The sequence below is a fragment of the Roseivivax lentus genome, assembly GCF_900156805.1.
GTDB lineage: Bacteria > Pseudomonadota > Alphaproteobacteria > Rhodobacterales > Rhodobacteraceae > Roseivivax > Roseivivax lentus.
The window spans coordinates 599641-616022 of sequence record NZ_FTOQ01000001.1; the positions used below are offsets into that span (position 1 = coordinate 599641).

The 16382-nt window shown below is 68.0% G+C and carries 17 protein-coding genes; 12 read left to right on the forward strand and 5 right to left on the reverse strand.

Annotation, left to right across the window (positions count from 1 at the left end):
* Positions 1-40 precede the first annotated feature (40 nt).
* The 7 genes from BW990_RS02810 (at position 41) to BW990_RS02840 (ending at position 6616) form a co-directional block, all read left to right on the forward strand.
* Complete coding sequence (locus tag BW990_RS02810; RefSeq protein WP_076444753.1) at positions 41-778, forward strand: methyltransferase domain-containing protein; 738 nt, start codon at positions 41-43, stop codon at positions 776-778.
* A gap of 303 nt (positions 779-1081) precedes the next feature.
* Positions 1082-1648, forward strand: a complete 567-nt coding sequence (locus BW990_RS02815; RefSeq protein WP_200798005.1) for a F0F1 ATP synthase subunit delta — start codon at positions 1082-1084, stop codon at positions 1646-1648.
* Complete coding sequence (gene atpA, locus BW990_RS02820; RefSeq protein WP_076444757.1) at positions 1649-3187, forward strand: F0F1 ATP synthase subunit alpha; 1539 nt, start codon at positions 1649-1651, stop codon at positions 3185-3187.
* A 12-nt stretch (positions 3188-3199) separates the two neighbouring features.
* A complete protein-coding gene (locus tag BW990_RS02825) occupies positions 3200-4084 on the forward strand; it encodes a F0F1 ATP synthase subunit gamma (RefSeq protein ID WP_076444759.1) in 885 nt (294 codons plus the stop codon).
* A 16-nt stretch (positions 4085-4100) separates the two neighbouring features.
* Positions 4101-5525, forward strand: coding sequence for a F0F1 ATP synthase subunit beta (atpD, locus tag BW990_RS02830; RefSeq protein WP_076444762.1), 1425 nt, complete (start codon positions 4101-4103; stop codon positions 5523-5525).
* Between the two features lie 94 nt (positions 5526-5619).
* Positions 5620-6054 (forward strand): F0F1 ATP synthase subunit epsilon, encoded by a 435-nt coding sequence (locus BW990_RS02835; protein WP_076444764.1) that lies wholly within the window; start codon positions 5620-5622, stop codon positions 6052-6054.
* Between the two features lie 211 nt (positions 6055-6265).
* Entirely contained in the window at positions 6266-6616 is a 351-nt protein-coding gene (locus BW990_RS02840) for an H-type lectin domain-containing protein (protein WP_076444766.1), read from the forward strand.
* A 329-nt stretch (positions 6617-6945) separates the two neighbouring features.
* Here the strand turns inward: BW990_RS02840 and BW990_RS02845 are convergent, their stop codons facing one another.
* Positions 6946-7956 (reverse strand): ribose-phosphate pyrophosphokinase, encoded by a 1011-nt coding sequence (locus BW990_RS02845; RefSeq protein WP_076444768.1) that lies wholly within the window; start codon positions 7954-7956, stop codon positions 6946-6948.
* Positions 7957-8054: 98 nt separating this feature from the next.
* On the opposite strand from BW990_RS02845, the gene BW990_RS02850 reads away from it, so the two are divergent.
* Complete coding sequence (locus BW990_RS02850; protein ID WP_076444770.1) at positions 8055-8654, forward strand: 2-hydroxychromene-2-carboxylate isomerase; 600 nt, start codon at positions 8055-8057, stop codon at positions 8652-8654.
* Positions 8654-9463 carry an alpha/beta fold hydrolase gene (locus BW990_RS02855; protein ID WP_083950440.1) on the forward strand — a complete coding sequence of 270 codons (810 nt, stop codon included), beginning with the start codon at positions 8654-8656 and terminating at the stop codon, positions 9461-9463. The genes BW990_RS02850 and BW990_RS02855 overlap by 1 nt, the downstream gene beginning before the upstream one ends.
* A 12-nt stretch (positions 9464-9475) precedes the next feature.
* Here BW990_RS02855 and plsY read toward each other — a convergent pair whose 3' ends face one another.
* The 4 genes from plsY to BW990_RS02875 form a co-directional block, all read right to left on the reverse strand.
* Complete coding sequence (gene plsY, locus BW990_RS02860; protein WP_076444772.1) at positions 9476-10084, reverse strand: glycerol-3-phosphate 1-O-acyltransferase PlsY; 609 nt, start codon at positions 10082-10084, stop codon at positions 9476-9478.
* Positions 10085-10420: 336 nt separating this feature from the next.
* Positions 10421-11722: a dihydroorotase gene (gene pyrC / locus BW990_RS02865; RefSeq protein ID WP_076444774.1), complete on the reverse strand. Its 1302-nt coding sequence runs from the start codon at positions 11720-11722 to the stop codon at positions 10421-10423.
* Positions 11723-11726: 4 nt separating this feature from the next.
* Positions 11727-12278 carry an aspartate carbamoyltransferase catalytic subunit gene (locus tag BW990_RS02870; protein ID WP_234990141.1) on the reverse strand — a complete coding sequence of 184 codons (552 nt, stop codon included), beginning with the start codon at positions 12276-12278 and terminating at the stop codon, positions 11727-11729.
* Positions 12275-13225 carry an aspartate carbamoyltransferase catalytic subunit gene (locus BW990_RS02875; RefSeq protein ID WP_076444778.1) on the reverse strand — a complete coding sequence of 317 codons (951 nt, stop codon included), beginning with the start codon at positions 13223-13225 and terminating at the stop codon, positions 12275-12277. Before BW990_RS02875 ends, BW990_RS02870 begins: the two co-directional genes overlap by 4 nt.
* A 187-nt stretch (positions 13226-13412) precedes the next feature.
* Between BW990_RS02875 and BW990_RS02880 the strand changes: the two genes are divergently transcribed.
* The 3 genes from BW990_RS02880 (at position 13413) to BW990_RS02890 (ending at position 16382) form a co-directional block, all read left to right on the forward strand.
* The gene (locus BW990_RS02880) at positions 13413-14207 is read left to right on the forward strand and encodes a uracil-DNA glycosylase (protein ID WP_076444780.1); all 795 of its coding nucleotides are present in this window, start codon (positions 13413-13415) and stop codon (positions 14205-14207) included.
* On the forward strand, positions 14204-14746 hold the full coding sequence (gene moaB, locus BW990_RS02885) for a molybdenum cofactor biosynthesis protein B (RefSeq protein WP_076444782.1): 543 nt from the start codon (positions 14204-14206) through the stop codon (positions 14744-14746). Before BW990_RS02880 ends, moaB begins: the two co-directional genes overlap by 4 nt.
* Positions 14747-14915: 169 nt before the next feature.
* Complete coding sequence (locus BW990_RS02890; RefSeq protein ID WP_076444784.1) at positions 14916-16382, forward strand: efflux RND transporter periplasmic adaptor subunit; 1467 nt, start codon at positions 14916-14918, stop codon at positions 16380-16382.

Consider the following 16382-nt stretch of genomic DNA (forward strand, 5'->3'; position numbering starts at 1 on the left):
AGGGTCCTCACAAGGCTAGGCCGAGGACGGGGCCCCGACAATGCATCTCGATGTGCGCGACCTGCGGAATTTCTATTATCGAAGCGCGCTTGGCCGTGCGGCGCAGAACATCATCCGCAACGAGGTGCGGGCCACCTGGCCCGACACCCACGGCCACACGGTGGCGGGGTTCGGCTTTGCCGCGCCGCTCTTGCGGCCCTTTCTTTCGGACAGCCGCAGGGTGATCGCGCTGATGCCCGCGCAGCAGGGGGTGATGCACTGGCCCGCGGGGCTGCCCAACGTGTCGGTCCTGGCCGAAGAGACGCGCTGGCCGATCGAGACGGGGCATGTGGACCGGCTCGTGGTGCTGCACGGGCTCGAGACCTCGGAGGATGCCACGGCGCTGCTCGATGAATGCTACCGCGCGCTCGGCCCCGGGGGCGAGGCGCTGTTCATCGTGCCCAACCGCACCGGGCTCTGGGCCCGCTCGGACCGCACGCCCTTCGGCTACGGGCGGCCCTATTCGCGAGGCCAGCTCGAACAGATGCTGAGCTACCACGATTTCGTGCCGGAGGGGCATGTGTCGCTGCTATACCAGCCGCCCTCGACCCGGCGCTTCTGGATGAAGACCGGCCCCTTCTGGGAGCGGATGGGCCGCGCCATCCCCGCCGTCATGGCCGGCGGCGTGATGGCGGTGCGTGCGGTCAAGCGGCACCCGCCGCGCCCGCGCGGGGTCGGAGAAAAGCTGAAATCGCCGCTGGGCGCCTTCGCGCCGAAACCCGTGGCCAAGCCGGTCTGAGCCGCGATGCCGCCCCGGAGCGCCGGGAATCGCGACGATTTACCTAAAAAAGTGGCGCTTTCAGAGACTTCCGAGATGGGCCATAGGTCGCACATCGCGGCGAAAAACCGGTAAGTCGCTGAAAAACAAGGGCAGATCGCAAAAGGGGCGCCGGGGGCGAATTGTGCCCTAGCATGTTGCGGGGCTGGGGATGCTCTGCTATCTCCGCGCTGATTTTAGCGCCCAGGCCGTTCGGTCGGGGAGATGAGACCGCCTCCGGGCCCGCCTTTCAGGCAGGGCCATCGGAGGCTTGATAGCGGAAGGATGCACGTGTCTGAACCAGCTTCGATTTCCTCCGGCATCGCAGAACGCTACGCAGCCGCCGTCTTCGCCCTGGCGAAGGAAAACGGTGCGCTCGACGCGCTTGAGGCCAATATCGACGATCTCGCCGATGCGCTGGCCGGAAGCGAGGATCTGCGCGACCTGATCCAATCGCCCGTCTACAGCCGCGACACGCAAGGCCGGGCGATCCGTGCCATCGCGGACAAGATGGGCCTCACGGATGTGATGAAGAACACCCTGTCGCTGATGGCGGACAAGCGCCGCCTGTTTGTGCTGCCCGCGATGATCGCGCAGTTGCGCGACATGATCGCGGACGAGAAGGGCATCGTCACCGCCGAGGTGACCTCGGCGATCGAGCTGTCGAGCGCGCAGTCCGAGAAGCTGGCCGAGACCCTGAAGAAGCAGGTCGGCCGCGATGTGAAGATCAAGACGACCGTCGATGAAAGCCTCATCGGCGGTCTTGTTGTCAAAGTGGGCTCCAAGATGATCGACACGTCGATCCGCGCGAAGCTCAACTCCCTCCAGAATGCAATGAAAGAGGTCGGATAAATGGGTATCCAAGCAGCCGAGATTTCTGCGATCCTGAAGGACCAGATCAAGAACTTCGGCCAAGAAGCCGAGGTCGACGAGGTCGGTCGTGTTCTTTCCGTCGGCGACGGCATCGCCCGTGTCTACGGCCTCGACAAGGTCCAGGCCGGCGAGATGGTCGAATTCCCGGGTGGCATCCGGGGCATGGCGCTGAACCTTGAATCCGACAATGTCGGCGTCGTGATCTTCGGTTCCGACCGGGACATCAAGGAAGGCGACACCGTCAAGCGCACGAACTCCATCGTGGACGTGCCGGTGGGTGACGCGCTTCTCGGCCGGGTCGTGGACGGCCTTGGCAACCCGCTCGACGGCAAGGGCCCGATCGAGACCTCCGAGCGCCGCCTCGCGGACGTGAAGGCCCCCGGCATCATGCCCCGCCAGTCGGTGCACGAGCCCATGGCCACCGGCCTCAAGGCCGTCGACGCCATGATCCCGATCGGCCGCGGCCAGCGCGAGCTCATCATCGGCGACCGCCAAACCGGCAAGACCGCCGTCGCGCTCGACGCGATGCTGAACCAGAAGGTCTACAACGAGGCCGCAGGCGACGACGAGAGCAAGAAGCTCTACTGCGTCTACGTCGCCATCGGCCAGAAGCGTTCGACCGTGGCGCAGCTCGTCAAGAAGCTCGAAGAGACCGGCGCCATCGAGTATTCGATCGTCGTCGCCGCGACCGCGTCGGACCCCGCGCCGATGCAGTACCTCGCCCCCTACACAGCGACCGCGATGGGCGAGTTCTTCCGCGACAACGGCCGTCACGCGCTGATGGTCTATGACGACCTTTCCAAGCAAGCCGTGGCCTACCGCCAGATGTCCCTGCTGCTGCGCCGTCCGCCGGGCCGCGAAGCCTATCCGGGCGACGTTTTCTACCTCCACTCGCGCCTGCTGGAGCGGTCCGCGAAGCTGAACGCCGAGAACGGCTCGGGCTCGCTGACGGCGCTGCCGATCATCGAAACCCAGGGCGGCGACGTGTCGGCCTTCATTCCGACCAACGTGATCTCGATCACTGACGGCCAGATCTTCCTCGAGACCGAATTGTTCTACCAGGGCATCCGTCCGGCGGTGAACACCGGTCTGTCGGTGAGCCGCGTGGGCTCCTCGGCGCAGACCAACGCGATGAAGTCGGTCGCGGGCCCGGTGAAGCTGGAGCTTGCGCAGTACCGCGAAATGGCGGCCTTCGCGCAGTTCGGCTCCGACCTCGACGCCGCGACCCAGCGCCAGCTGAACCGCGGTGAGCGTCTGACCGAGCTGATGAAGCAGCCGCAATATTCGCCGCTGACCAACGCGGAAATCGTCTGCGTCATCTTCGCGGGCACCAACGGCTACCTCGACAAGATCAAGGTTGGCGATGTGGGCCGCTACGAGCGCGAGCTGCTGAGCCACCTGCGCAGCAAGCACAAGGATCTGCTCGATTGGCTGACCAACGAAGATCCGAAGATCAAGGGCGATAGCGCCGACAAGATCAAAGCTGCGCTGGACGAATTCGCCGCAGACTTCGCGTAAGGAGAAAGCCTCGTGGCTAATCTCAAGGACCTGAAGAACCGGATCTCCTCGGTCAAATCGACCCGGAAGATCACCAAGGCCATGCAGATGGTCGCGGCGGCCAAGCTCCGCCGCGCCCAGGATGCCGCCGAGATGGCGCGCCCCTATACCGAGCGGTTCAATGCCGTGATGGGGGCGCTGGCATCGGCGGCGGGCGACAGCGACAGCGCGCCCAGGCTTCTGCGCGGCACCGGCAGCGAGCAGGTTCACCTGCTCGTCGTCATGACGGCGGAGCGCGGTCTGTGCGGTGGTTTCAACACCAACATCGCCAAGCTCGCCCGCAGCCATGCGCGCAAGCTGATCGACGAGGGCAAGCAGGTGAAGATCCTGACCGTCGGCAAGAAGGGCCGCGACCAGATGAAGCGCGACTACGCGGATCATTTCGTCGGTCACGTCGATCTGTCCGATGTGAAGCGCATCTCCTACCCGGACGCGCAGAACATCGCCAAGGACGTGCTCGGGCGCTTCGACGAGGGCGAGTTCGACGTCGCGACGATCTTCTTCTCGCGCTTCGAGAACGTCGTGTCGCAGCATCCGACCGCGCAGCAGATCATCCCGGCCAAGTACGACACCGAGGCGGGCGACGACGAGGCGTCGGGCGGCACGCTCTACGATTACGAGCCGTCGGAAGAGGAAATCCTCGCCGATCTCCTGCCGCGCGGTGTGGCGACGCAGATCTTCGCGGCGCTGCTGGAGAACGCGGCGTCCGAACAGGGCGCACGGATGTCCGCGATGGACAACGCCACGCGCAACGCGGGCGAAATGATCGAAGACCTCACGATCGAATACAACCGCACGCGTCAGGCCGTCATCACGAACGAACTGATCGAAATCATCTCGGGCGCCGAGGCGCTCTAAGTACCGGAGAAGAGACATGGCAAACGCGAAAGGCAAAGTGACTCAGGTCATCGGCGCCGTCGTCGACGTGCAGTTCGATGACCATCTGCCCGCGATCCTCAACGCGCTGACCACGGACAACAACGGCAAGAAGCTGGTCCTCGAGGTCGCGCAGCACCTGGGCGAGAACACCGTCCGCACCATCGCAATGGACGCCACCGAAGGCCTCGTGCGCGGTCAGGAAGTCACCGACACCGACGGCCCGATCTCGGTGCCCGTGGGCAACGCCACGCTCGGGCGCATCCTGAACGTCGTCGGCGAGCCTGTCGACGAAGGCGGCCCGGTCGAGGCGGACGAGTACCGCCCGATCCACGCCGACGCGCCGGTCTTCGCGGAGCAGTCGACGGAATCGGAAATCCTCGTCACCGGCATCAAGGTCGTCGACCTGCTGGCGCCCTACTCGAAGGGCGGCAAGATCGGCCTCTTCGGCGGTGCCGGCGTCGGCAAGACCGTTCTGATCATGGAGCTCATCAACAACATCGCCAAGGTGCACTCGGGCTTCTCCGTGTTCGCGGGCGTCGGTGAGCGGACCCGCGAGGGCAACGACCTCTACCACGAGATGGTGGAATCGAACGTGATCAAGCCCGACAACCTGTCGGAGAGCCAGGTGGCCCTGGTCTACGGCCAGATGAACGAGCCTCCGGGGGCCCGTGCCCGCGTCGCGCTGACCGGCCTGACGCTGGCCGAGCAGTTCCGCGACCAGTCCGGCACCGACGTTCTGTTCTTCGTAGACAACATCTTCCGCTTCACGCAGGCAGGTTCCGAGGTGTCCGCACTTCTGGGCCGTATCCCTTCCGCCGTGGGCTACCAGCCGACTCTGGCCACCGACATGGGCCAGATGCAGGAGCGCATCACCTCGACGAAGGCCGGTTCGATCACCTCGATCCAGGCCGTCTACGTCCCCGCGGACGACCTCACCGACCCCGCGCCCGCGACGACCTTCGCGCACCTCGACGCCACGACCGTTCTGTCGCGCGCGATCTCCGAGCTCGGCATCTACCCGGCGGTGGACCCGCTCGACTCCACGTCGCGCCTGATGGACCCGTCCATCGTGGGCGAGGAGCATTACAACGTCGCCCGCGACGTGCAGGGCATCCTCCAGCGCTACAAGTCGCTGCAGGACATCATCGCGATCCTCGGCATGGACGAACTGTCGGAAGACGACAAGCTGACCGTGTCGCGCGCCCGGAAGATTCAGCGCTTCCTGTCGCAGCCCTTCGACGTGGCGAAGGTCTTCACCGGTTCGGACGGCGTTCAGGTGCCGCTCGAGGACACGATCGCGTCCTTCAAGGCGGTTGTGGCCGGTGAGTACGATCACCTGCCCGAAGGTGCCTTCTACATGGTCGGCGGCATCGAAGAGGTGAAGGCCAAGGCCGAGAAGATGGCCTCCGACGCCGCATAAGGCCCCGTATCGGGGTGGGCCCTGCCCGCCCCGGACATGTCACAGGATGCGCGCGGCGGAGAGACCGACCGCCGCGGCATGAAAGGAAAGAGACATGGCAGATATGATGCAATTCGACCTCGTCAGCCCCGAGCGGCGCCTGATGCAGGACGAGGTCGTGTCGGTGCAGATCCCCGGGGCGGATGGCGACATGACCGCCATGCCGAACCACGCGCCGATGATCACCACGCTGCGTCCGGGCATCCTCCGGGTCGATACCGGCTCGGGCATGCGGGAATTCGTGGTGACCGGCGGCTTCGCCGAGCTGGGCGACGGCGTGTCGGTTCTGGCCGAGCGCGCCTTGCCGCGCGAAGATGTCGACCAGCAGACCTACGAGGAGCTCGTCGCCGAAGCGCAGGAGGCCTATGGCCGCGCCAAGGAAGCCTTCAAGAACGAGCCGGGCCCAGTCGACGATGCCGCCAAGCTTCTGGCGGACATGGTCGCGGTGGGCGGCGAGATCGGCCTCAGCGAGAAGCAGCCGAACCTCTGATCCGCGCCGAGGCGCTGAACGTGAGAGACACCCCCGCCGGGAGACCGACGGGGATTTTTCGTTGTCCTGCCGGTGGCCAACGCGCAGAGATCGGCTTGAGCGGACCGGCGGCGCATCGACGCCACAGGCGGGCCGGGCGACGCGCGGCGGGCTTTTCACTTCGTCGCAAATCGCCCATCCTCCGGCCTTATTCGAGCGGTACGGGCACATTATGCAGAAACTCAGATCGAACCGGATTGGCGTGGATCAGGGCGAATTCGAGCTCTTCTCGGATTTCGCCAATGGCGGCGACATGTGGACGGGTGACGGCGCGCGCGAGCGGCGCAAGCGCATCAAGTTCTCGGAGCCCTTCAGCGTGCCGCCGCAGGTCCATCTCAGCCTGTCGCTGTGGGACATGGACAGCCATGCCAATATCCGGGCCGATCTCGGCGCCGAGAAGGTGAACGAGACCGGCTTCGACATGGTCTTCCGGACATGGGCCGATACGCGCATCGCGCGGGTGCGGATGTCGTGGATGGCCATCGGCGAGGTCAAGGGCGAGGACGACTGGGACCTTTACTGAGCGGAGCGAAACGTCCCTCGAACAAGCGAGATCCTAGCGCTGGGTGCCGGGCGCGGACCGGACAGCGCCGGTCCGGCGGGGGGGGGGGCGCGACATCGATGCAGGTCGCCGCTTTATCGTGTCAGGACATTGCGCCGCCTGATGGGTGCACGTGCTCCGACAAAGCGCCCATCCGTTGGGGCCGGATCGGCGCTGGCCGGGCACCTGCAGCGCGGTTCCGGCGCGCCATGTGATCGACGCCCAGCCGGGGTCCGGACCGCCGCCCGGCACCGCAGCTTGGCGGCGTCAAAAGCCGTGGGCCCCGCCGATCAAATCCCTTTCCTGAAGGCTCAGAGGATGCCCTCGTAGATCGGTCCCAGCGTGTCGGTCTCGAATAGCGACGACACCGAGGTGCCGTTCCAGATGTTCAGGATCGCCTGCGCGAACATCGGCGCGGTGGGCACGACACGGATATTCGGCGCGGCCTGCGCCTCGGGCGAGCGGGGGATCGAGTCGGTGATGACCAGCGATTTCATCACCGAGTTCGAGATCCGCTCGACCGCCGGACCCGAGAGCACGCCATGGGTGATATAGGCATGCACCTCGGTCGCGCCGTGCGACAGGAGCACCTCGGCCGCCTTGCACAGCGTTCCGGCGGTGTCGCAGATATCGTCCACGATGATGCATTTCTTGCCCGAGACATCGCCGATCACGGTCATCTCGGCCACTTCGCCGGCCTTCTCGCGGCGCTTGTCGACGATCGACAGGGGCGCGTTGATCCGCTTGGCCAGCTCGCGCGCCCGGGCGACGCCGCCCACATCCGGCGAGACCACCATCAGGTCGTCCATCGAGTCGCGGAACTGCGAATGCACGTCGAGCGCGAAGATCGGCGAGGCATAGAGGTTGTCCACCGGAATGTCGAAGAAGCCCTGTATCTGGGCCGCGTGCAGGTCCATGGTCAGGACCCGCTCGATCCCGGCCTTGACCATCATGTTCGCGACCAGCTTGGCGGTGATCGGCGTGCGCGCCTTGGTGCGGCGGTCCTGCCGCGCATAGCCGAAATAGGGGATCACGGCGGTGATGCGCTGCGCCGAGGAGCGCCGTAGCGCGTCCGACATGATCAGCAGCTCCATCAGGTTGTCGTTCGCCGGGTTCGAGGTCGGCTGGATGATGAACATGTCCTCGCCGCGCACGTTCTCGTAGACCTCGACGAAGATCTCCTGGTCGTTGAACCGCTCCACCCGCGCATCGACCAGGCCCACATTCATGCCGCGATAGAGCGACATGCGCCGCGCGATGGCCTTTGCGAGATCGAGATTGGCATTGCCCGAAATGAGTTTCGGTTCGATGACGGTTGGCATGGCGGCGCGGTCCCCTGGGATTCGTATTGCCGGGGCCTTAGCACGGGCTAGGCTGGACGGGAAACATATCCGCACGGATGCATGAAGGAGCGCGCCCAATGCCGCAGATCGATTACTATTTCTTCACGATTTCCCCCTGGGCCTACCTCGGCGGCGACCGCCTCGAGCGGATCGCCGAGGCCCATGGCGCGGAAATCGCCTACAAGCCCGTCAATCCCGGCGCCGTCTTCAAGGCGCATGGCGGCCTGCCGCTCGACCAGCGCCCGCAGGCGCGGCAGGATTACCGGCTGCAGGAACTGGCGCGCACGCAGAAGAAGACCGGCCTGCCCTTGACCATCCATCCCGCGCATTTCCCGACCAATCCCGCGCCTGCAAGCTACGCCATCATCGCCGCCGACAAGGCCGGCGGCGGCGATCTGGGGCAGCTCGTGCGCAACATCCTCGCGGCCTGCTGGGCCGAGGAGCGCGACATCGCGCAGGATGACGTGATCGCCGATTGCCTCGAGGCGGCGGGCTTCGACCGGGGGCTCGCGACCAGCGGCATGCTCGCCGGTGCCGAGACCTTCGAGCGCTATACCGAGGAGGCGGTTCAGCGCGGGGTCTTCGGCTCGCCCTATTACCTCGTCGACAGCGGCCAGCATTTCTGGGGGCAGGACCGGCTCGACGATCTGGAGATGCACCTTTCGGGCAAGATCTGATGCCGAAGGATGCGCCTTCCCTCTTTCCGCTCCGAAGCCGGACGCTCGGCGCTTCCGGCGGGGCGCCCGCGCTCGCGCTGCATTGCGGGCTTGCCCATGGCGGGGCGTGGAAAGGCGTCGTCGCGGCTCTGGGCGACCGGTTGTCGGTGATCGCGCCCGACATGCCCGGCCATGGCAGATCGCCGGACTGGGACCGGCGGGGCGATTATCACGACGTGGTCACCGACGCGGTGGAACCCTTCCTGCAGGACGGCATCACCCTGCTCGGTCACTCCTTCGGGGCGACCGTGGCCCTGCGGCTGGCCGAGCGGCATCCGGGGCTCATCCGCCGGATGGTGCTGATCGAACCGGTGCTTTTCGCCGCCGCGCGCGAGACTGCGCCCGCGGTCTTCGCCGCGCGGTGCGAAGCCGCGCGCCCGATGAAGGAGGCATTGGCGCGGGACGACACGGAAACCGCGGCCAAGGTCTTCACCGGCACCTGGGGTGTGGGCAAGACCTGGGACGCGTTGGGGGCAGAGGCGCGCGCGCGTCTGCAAAAGCAGGTTCGCATCATCGGGGAGTCCGATCCGGCGCTGACCGACGATTCCGCGCGCCTGCTGAAGGAGGGCGCGCTCGAGCGCTGCACCATGCCGGTCCTGTTCCTGCGCGGCGCGCAGACGGAGCCGATCCTGGCCGAAATCCACACGGCGCTGATGGCCCGGCTGCCCGATGCGCGCGAGGCGGTGATCCCGGAAGCGGGGCACATGGCGCCGATCACCCGGCCCGAGGCGGTGGCGGCGGAGATCGCCGCGTTCCTCGACGCGACCTGAGCGCGGCGCGGATCAGCCCTTCTGGCCGATCCGCGGCTCGGTTCCGGCGCGCAGCCGCGCGATGTTGGCGCCGTGGCGCCAGAAGACGAGAAGCGTCAGCACGAGGCACAGGACCGCGATGGACGCGTAGCCCGCGATGACGGAAATGACGGTCGAGGCCCCGGCGGCGACCAGCGCGCCCATCGAGGAAATCCGCGTGAGCGCGACGGTCCCGGCCCAGGCCGCGCAGCACAGAAGGCCCACCGGCCAGGCGATGGCGAGGACGATGCCGAGAAAGGTCGCGACCCCCTTGCCGCCCCTGAAGCCCAGCCAGACCGGGAAGCAATGGCCGAGAAAGGCGCCCAGTGCCGCGATCTGCACCGCGTCCTCGCCCGCGAAGACCCGCGCCAGCAGCACCGCCACCGCGCCCTTCGCCCCGTCGAGCAGCAGCGTCAGCGCGCCCGCGGCCTTGGAACCGGTGCGCAGCACGTTGGTCGCGCCGATATTGCCCGAGCCGATCTGGCGCGGATCGCCAATCCCCATGGCACGGGTGACGACGAGACCGAAGGGGATCGATCCGAGCAGGTAGCCGATCAGCGCCCAGGCGAGCAGCATCAGGGGCGCGGTGTCGATAGGGGGCATGAGGGGGCTCCGGTTATGGGTCGGGCGCAGAGTACCTTGCGGGGAGGGCGCGTCAAACGCTTCGCCGGGGCGCCAAGGTGTCGCCGCGAGGGGATCGCTGCGACCGGCCGGAGGGCCAGCCCCCCGGACCCCCCGGCGGTATTTGGAAAGAGGCAAGCGCAGGATGGGGCGCCTGGGGGGGGGGCGTCGGGCGTTTGGGGGCGGGGGGCGTCGCCTTGGACGTTGCGGATCCTGTCAGGCTCGCCGGGGCGCGTCGCCGGGGCGTCGCCATGGTGGTCTGCCTTGCGCGGGGGCGGCAGGCGGCAGGTTTGATGGGAGCGGCGCTAGCGGGACCGGTCAGGCCGCGAAGACCTGCTTTCCGCCCACGAAGGTGGCGAGCACGCGGCCCTGCAGGCGCGCATTGTCGAAGGGCGTGTTCTTCGATTTCGACCGCAGCTTGAAGCGGTCGAGGATCAGGGGCTTGTCCGCGTCGAAGAGCATCAGGTCGGCGGGCGCGCCCCGCGCCATGCGCCCGGTCTCGAGGGCTAGGCGGCGCGACGGGTTCAGCGACAGCGCGCGGAAGAGCGTGGGCAGGTCGAGATCGCCCGAATGGTAAAGCCGCAGCAGCACCGGCAGCAGCGTCTCGAGGCCGACGGCGCCCGAGGCGGCCTCCTCGAAGGGCAGGCGCTTGCTTTCCTCGTCCTGCGGCGTGTGCATGGACGAGATGACGTCGATGAGGCCCGACCGCACCGCCTCGATGACCGCCTGGCGGTCTTCCTCGGCGCGCAGCGGGGGCTTTACCTTGAAGAAGGTGCGGTAATCCGCGACGTCGAGTTCGTTCAGTGTCAGGTGATGCATCGAGGTGCCCGCGGTCACGTCGAAACCGTTGGCCTTGGCACGCTCCAGCGCGGGCAGGGCGCGGGCGGTGGTGATCTGGTCGGCATGGTAGCGCACGCCGGTCATCTCGATGAGCGCGATGTCGCGGTCGAGGCCCATCCGCTCGGCCATGGGCGACACGGCGGGCAGGCCGCGCAGCGAGGCGAACTTGCCCGAGGTGGCCGCGGCCCCCGCGGAAAGCCCCGGCTCCTGCGGATGGCCGATGACCAGCGCGCCGAGGCTGCGCGCATAGGTCATCGCGCGGCCGAGAACCCGGGTGTCGCGGATCACCCGGTCGCAATCGGTGAAGGCCACCGCGCCCGCATCCATCAGGAAGCCGATCTCGGTCATCTCGCTGCCCGCGCGGCCCTTGGTCAGCGCGGCCATGGGCAGGACGCGGACCGGGGCGGCCTCCTGCGCGCGCCGGCGGATGAATTCCAACGCCTCGGGCGTGTCGATCACCGGATCGGTGTCAGGCCGGGTGACCATCGTCGTCACGCCGCCCGCCGCCGCCGCCGCACCGGCGGTCTTGTAGCTTTCCTTGTGCCGCTCGCCCGGCTCGCAGACCTTTACGCCGATATCGACGATGCCGGGTGCCAGGAAGCGTCCGTTGGCGTCGATCCGGGCCTCGGCGGGGGCGCGGTCGCGCAGGCCCTCCGGGGCCGGGCCGTCACCCTCGGCGATCTCGGCGATCACGCCCTTTTCCATCAGCACCGACGCCGCGAAGACGCGGTCCCCCTCGGGATCGATCAGACGCGCGTTCTCGATCAGGACCGGTCGCATCGCGTCACCCCGTGAAGGCGTAGAGCAGGATGCCCACGGTCAGCGCCGTGGCGGCGATCACGATGGCGCGCAGCAGCGGCGAGCCGCCCTTGGCCAGCGGATCGTCATCGGGCTCGGGGCGCGCGGTGCTGCCCTTGGCGCTTTCGGTGCGGATGGGCGTCGAGCGGGTCTTCGGCGCCTCCTCCTCGAAGGTGCCGATCCAGCGCAGGGGCGACGAGATCGTCAGGGTCTGGGCGGTCTGCCCGAAGGCTTGGCTCGGCAGGATCACCACGTGGCCCTTGAGCCCGTCGATCCGCCCGCGCATGGCGTCGAAATCGCGGCCCGTCACGTCATGCGCCTTGGCCATGTATTGCGACAGGGTCATGCCGCCGAGATCGCGGATCGCCACCACCTCGACGAAGGCCGGGCGCAGCGTCGTGGCGCCCAGCGCGTAGGACAGGGGATATTCGCCCGTCCCGGCCTGCGTGGTGAAGCGTTCCACGGCCTCGGCGGGCAGGTCGAGGTGAAAGAGCCGCGTCACGCCGGTTTCGGAGGCGCGGATATCCATTGTCGTCATGCCATGACCTCCGTCGGGCGGGCGCGCAGGTTGCGGGAGAGAAGATCCATCGCCGCCATGCGCACGGCGACGCCCATTTCCACCTGTTCCTGGATGACCGAGCGGTTGATGTCGTCGGCGATGGTGCCGTCGATCTCCACCCCGCGGTTCATCGGCCCCGGATGCATCACGATGGCGTCGTCCCTGGCGAGGGCCAGCTTCTCGGCATCGAGCCCGTAGCGGTAGAAGTATTCGCGTTCGGACGGGATGAAGCCGCCATCCATGCGTTCCTTCTGCAGGCGCAGCATCATCACCACGTCGGCGTCGCGCAGCCCTTCGGCCATGTCGTGATAGACCTCGACACCGAAGGCCTCGATGCCCGCGGGCATCAGCGTCGGCGGGCCGATGAGGCGCACGCGGTTTTCCATCTTGTGCAGCAGGAGCAGGTTCGACCGGGCGACGCGGCTATGGGCGATATCGCCGCAGATCGCCACGGTCAACCGGTGCAACCGGCCCTTGGCGCGGCGGATCGTCAGCGCATCGAGCAGCGCCTGGGTCGGGTGTTCGTGCCGACCGTCGCCGGCATTGATGACCGCGCAATTGACCTTTTGCGACAGAAGATCGACCGCCCCGGAATTGGGATGCCGCACCACCAGCAGGTCGGGATGCATGGCGTTCAGCGTCAGCGCCGTGTCGACCAGCGTCTCGCCCTTCTTGATCGACGAGGCCGCCATCGCCATCGACATCACGTCCGCGCCGAGCCGCTTTCCCGCGAGTTCGAAGGAGGCCTGCGTGCGGGTCGAGTTCTCGAAGAACATGTTGACCTGCGTCAGCCCCGACAGGATGCCCGAGCGCTTGTTCCGCGAGCGGTTCAGCGTGACGTACTTGTCGGCGAGATCGAGAAGGGTGGTGATTTCATCCGGACGCAACGCTTCGATGCCGAGAAGGTGTCGTTGATCGAAACGCATCGGGGGTGGGTGTGCTCCGGGCCGGGAATTCGCCGCCTGTATAGGTAGAGGCGCCGCGCGCGGCAAGGGCCGCCGGGCGGGCGAAACAGAGTGTTCCGGCTCGGGCGCGAATTCCGGCCGAAAGTGCCGCGGCGGCGGGCACGCGGCGGCGCTTTTGCCCGGAGCGGCAGGGGGATAAGGTGCGGCCATGGAATCGCTTGATTGGCATAGTGCGGCGGCGATGCTCGCCTGGCAGGTGGAGATGGGGGTGACCGAGACCATCTCGGAGCTGCCCGTCGACCGCTTCGCCGCGGCCGAGGCGCAGCTGGCCGAAAAGGCCGCGCAGGCCTCGGTGGCGGTGGCCGCGGGAAGCGCGCAGGCCGCACCGGCCGAGCTCGACCCCGTCGCGATCGCGCGCGAGGCCGCGGCCGGGGCGCGCGATCTCGACGCGCTGCGCGACGCCATGGCCGCGTTCGAGCATTGCGACCTGAAGCGCGGCGCCGAACGCCTGGTCTTCGCCGATGGCGACCCCGCCGCGCGGCTGATGATCGTGGGCGAGGCCCCGGGCCGCGACGAGGACCGCGAGGGGCGCCCCTTCGTGGGGCGCGCGGGGCAGCTTCTGGACCGGATGCTGGCGGCCATCGGCCTCGACCGGCAGGCCAAGGGGGAGGAGGGCGTCTACATCACGAACGTCCTGCCCTGGCGTCCGCCGCAGAACCGCGACCCGAAGCCTGACGAGATCGCGATGCTGAAGCCCTTTCTCGACCGGCATATCGCGCTGGCGGATCCCGATATCCTCGTGGTGATGGGCAATATCTCGGCGCAGGCGATGCTGGGCAAACGCGGCATCACCCGGCTGCGCGGCACCTGGACCGAGGCGCTGGACCGCCCGGTCCTGCCGATGTTCCACCCCGCCTACCTTCTGCGCAACCCCGCCGCCAAGCGCGAGGCCTGGGCCGATCTTCTGGACCTGCAGGCCAAACTGAAAGAGACCGCACCGTGAGCCGCATCGACGAGACCCGTGATTTCATCCCCGTCCGCATCGCCGTTCTGACCGTGTCGGATACGCGCGAGGCCGCCGACGACCGCTCCGGCGACACGCTGGTCGCGCGGCTGGAAGGCGCGGGGCACATCCTTGCGGCGCGCACCATCGTCCGGGACGAGCGCGACGCCATCGCGGCGCAGCTGCGTGCCTGGTGCGCGGATGACGGCATCGACGTGGTGATCTCGACGGGCGGCACGGGCCTGACCGGGCGCGATGTCACCGTCGAGGCGCATCGGGACGTCTACGAGAAGGAGATCGAGGCCTTCGGCACGGTCTTCACGCATGTCTCCATGGCCAAGATCGGCACCTCGGCGGTGCAGAGCCGGGCCACGGGGGGCGTGGCGCAGGGCACCTATCTCTTCGCGCTGCCGGGCAGCCCCGGGGCCTGCAAGGATGCCTGGGACGAGATCCTGTCGCTGCAGCTCGATTACCGCCACCGGCCCTGCAACTTCGTCGAGATCATGCCGCGCCTGGACGAGCACCAGCGCCGGAAGTGACGCCCTGGCCGGCCTGGCCCGGCATTTCCTTCGCTTTTTTTCGACAAATTCGCCGCGGATCCGCGTAACAGGGTGGTGAGCGGCGGCGTGTCACCTTTGGTTTACGCCCGCCGCGCCTTATTTGCCTATCATGGGCCATGAGCGGCCCCTGACGATTGATCGAGGCGACATGCGGTTTCTCAGGCGTTCCCTGACCGGGCTTTTCCTTCTGGCGGCGACGCTGGGCCTTCTGGTCTATGCCGGTGCGCTTCTTCAGGGCGCGGTGGCGACACGCATGGCCGAGACGCCCGCCATGCCCGAAGGGCGCGAGCGGGTCTTCGCGGTCAACGTGGTCGACGCGGTGCCGGGCACGGAAGTGCCGGTGCTGACCGCCTATGGCAGCGTCGAAAGCCGCCGCACGCTCGAAATCCGCGCCGAGGCGGGCGGGCGGATCGTGGCGCTTGCGCCCGGCTTCGATGCGGGCGGGCGGGTCGCGGAAGGCGCGCTGCTGGCGCGGATCGACCCCGCCGATGCCGAGGCCGCGCTGGAACGCGCCCGATCGGCGCTGGCCGATGCGGAGGCCGAGGCGCGCGACAGCGCACGTGCCGTGGCGCTTGCGCGCGAGAACCTCGCCGCATCCGAGGACCAGGTGACGCTTTATGACCGCGCCTTCGCGCGCCAGCAGGATTTGCAGGAGCGCGGCGTCGGCAGCGCCAGCGCGGCGGAGGCGGCGGAGCTGCAGGCCTCGACCGCCCGCGCCGCCGTCCTGCAGCGCCGCCAGGCCCTGGCCGATGCCGAGGCGCGCGTGGCCCAGGCCGAGACCGCCATCGCGCGCGCCACGCTCGATGTGGCCGAGGCCGAACGCCGCCTCGCCGCCACCGAGATCCGCGCGGGCTTCGACGGTGTCCTGAGCGAGGTCGGCGTGGTCGAGGGGCGGCTCGTTTCGGCCAATGAACAGATCGCGACGCTGATCGATCCCGATGCGCTGGACGTGGCCTTCCGGGTCTCGACCGAAGGCTATGTGCGGCTGCTGGAAGAGGGCCGACTGCGCGAAGCTCCGGTCACCGCGACGCTCGATGTCTATGGCACCGATATCGTGGCGACGGGGGTCATCGACCGGGCCAATCCGCGCGTCGCGGCGGGCGAGACGGGCCGCGTGATCTATGCACGGCTCGATGCCGCGCCGGGCTTCCAGCCGGGGGATTTCGTGACCGTGCGCATCGACGAGGTACCGATTGATGACGTGGTCCGGCTGCCCGCCACCGCGCTCGATGGCAGCCAGCAAGTGCTGGTGGTGGGCGCGGATGACCGGCTCGAGGCCCTGCCCGTGACGCTGGTCCGGCGGCAGGGCGACGACGTTCTGGTGCGCGGCGAGGGCCTTGCCGGCGCCCGCGTCGTGGCGCAGAAGACGCCGCTTCTGGGGCCGGGCATCAAGGTGCGTCCGCGCAATTTCGGCGCTGCGTTGCAGGACGACGAGACCGCCGAGGCCGACGCGCTGATGGAACTGACCGAGGAGCGCCGGGCGCGCCTGCGCGCCTTCGTCAGCGGCAATGACCGCATGCCCGAGGAGGCCAAGGCGCGGCTGCTGAGCCAGCTCGACGCGCCGCGTGTGCCGGCGGCGATGGTTGCGCGGCTCGAAGCGCGGATCGGGGGCTGA

Excerpts from the sequence above, each read along its gene's own strand:
- BW990_RS02835 (WP_076444764.1), top strand. The coding sequence starts at position 5,620 with ATGGCAGATATGATGCAATTCGACCTCGTCAGCCCCGAGCGGCGCCTG.
- BW990_RS02890 (WP_076444784.1), top strand. The coding sequence starts at position 14,916 with ATGCGGTTTCTCAGGCGTTCCCTGACCGGGCTTTTCCTTCTGGCGGCG.
- pyrC (WP_076444774.1), bottom strand. The coding sequence starts at position 11,722 with ATGCGACCGGTCCTGATCGAGAACGCGCGTCTGATCGATCCCGAGGGG.
- BW990_RS02855 (WP_083950440.1), top strand. The coding sequence starts at position 8,654 with ATGCCGAAGGATGCGCCTTCCCTCTTTCCGCTCCGAAGCCGGACGCTC.
- atpA (WP_076444757.1), top strand. The coding sequence starts at position 1,649 with ATGGGTATCCAAGCAGCCGAGATTTCTGCGATCCTGAAGGACCAGATC.
- BW990_RS02875 (WP_076444778.1), bottom strand. The coding sequence starts at position 13,225 with ATGCGTTTCGATCAACGACACCTTCTCGGCATCGAAGCGTTGCGTCCG.
- BW990_RS02810 (WP_076444753.1), top strand. The coding sequence starts at position 41 with ATGCATCTCGATGTGCGCGACCTGCGGAATTTCTATTATCGAAGCGCG.
- BW990_RS02850 (WP_076444770.1), top strand. The coding sequence starts at position 8,055 with ATGCCGCAGATCGATTACTATTTCTTCACGATTTCCCCCTGGGCCTAC.
- BW990_RS02840 (WP_076444766.1), top strand. The coding sequence starts at position 6,266 with ATGCAGAAACTCAGATCGAACCGGATTGGCGTGGATCAGGGCGAATTC.
- plsY (WP_076444772.1), bottom strand. The coding sequence starts at position 10,084 with ATGCCCCCTATCGACACCGCGCCCCTGATGCTGCTCGCCTGGGCGCTG.
- atpD (WP_076444762.1), top strand. The coding sequence starts at position 4,101 with ATGGCAAACGCGAAAGGCAAAGTGACTCAGGTCATCGGCGCCGTCGTC.
- BW990_RS02870 (WP_234990141.1), bottom strand. The coding sequence starts at position 12,278 with ATGACGACAATGGATATCCGCGCCTCCGAAACCGGCGTGACGCGGCTC.
- BW990_RS02880 (WP_076444780.1), top strand. The coding sequence starts at position 13,413 with ATGGAATCGCTTGATTGGCATAGTGCGGCGGCGATGCTCGCCTGGCAG.
- BW990_RS02845 (WP_076444768.1), bottom strand. The coding sequence starts at position 7,956 with ATGCCAACCGTCATCGAACCGAAACTCATTTCGGGCAATGCCAATCTC.
- BW990_RS02815 (WP_200798005.1), top strand. The coding sequence starts at position 1,082 with ATGCACGTGTCTGAACCAGCTTCGATTTCCTCCGGCATCGCAGAACGC.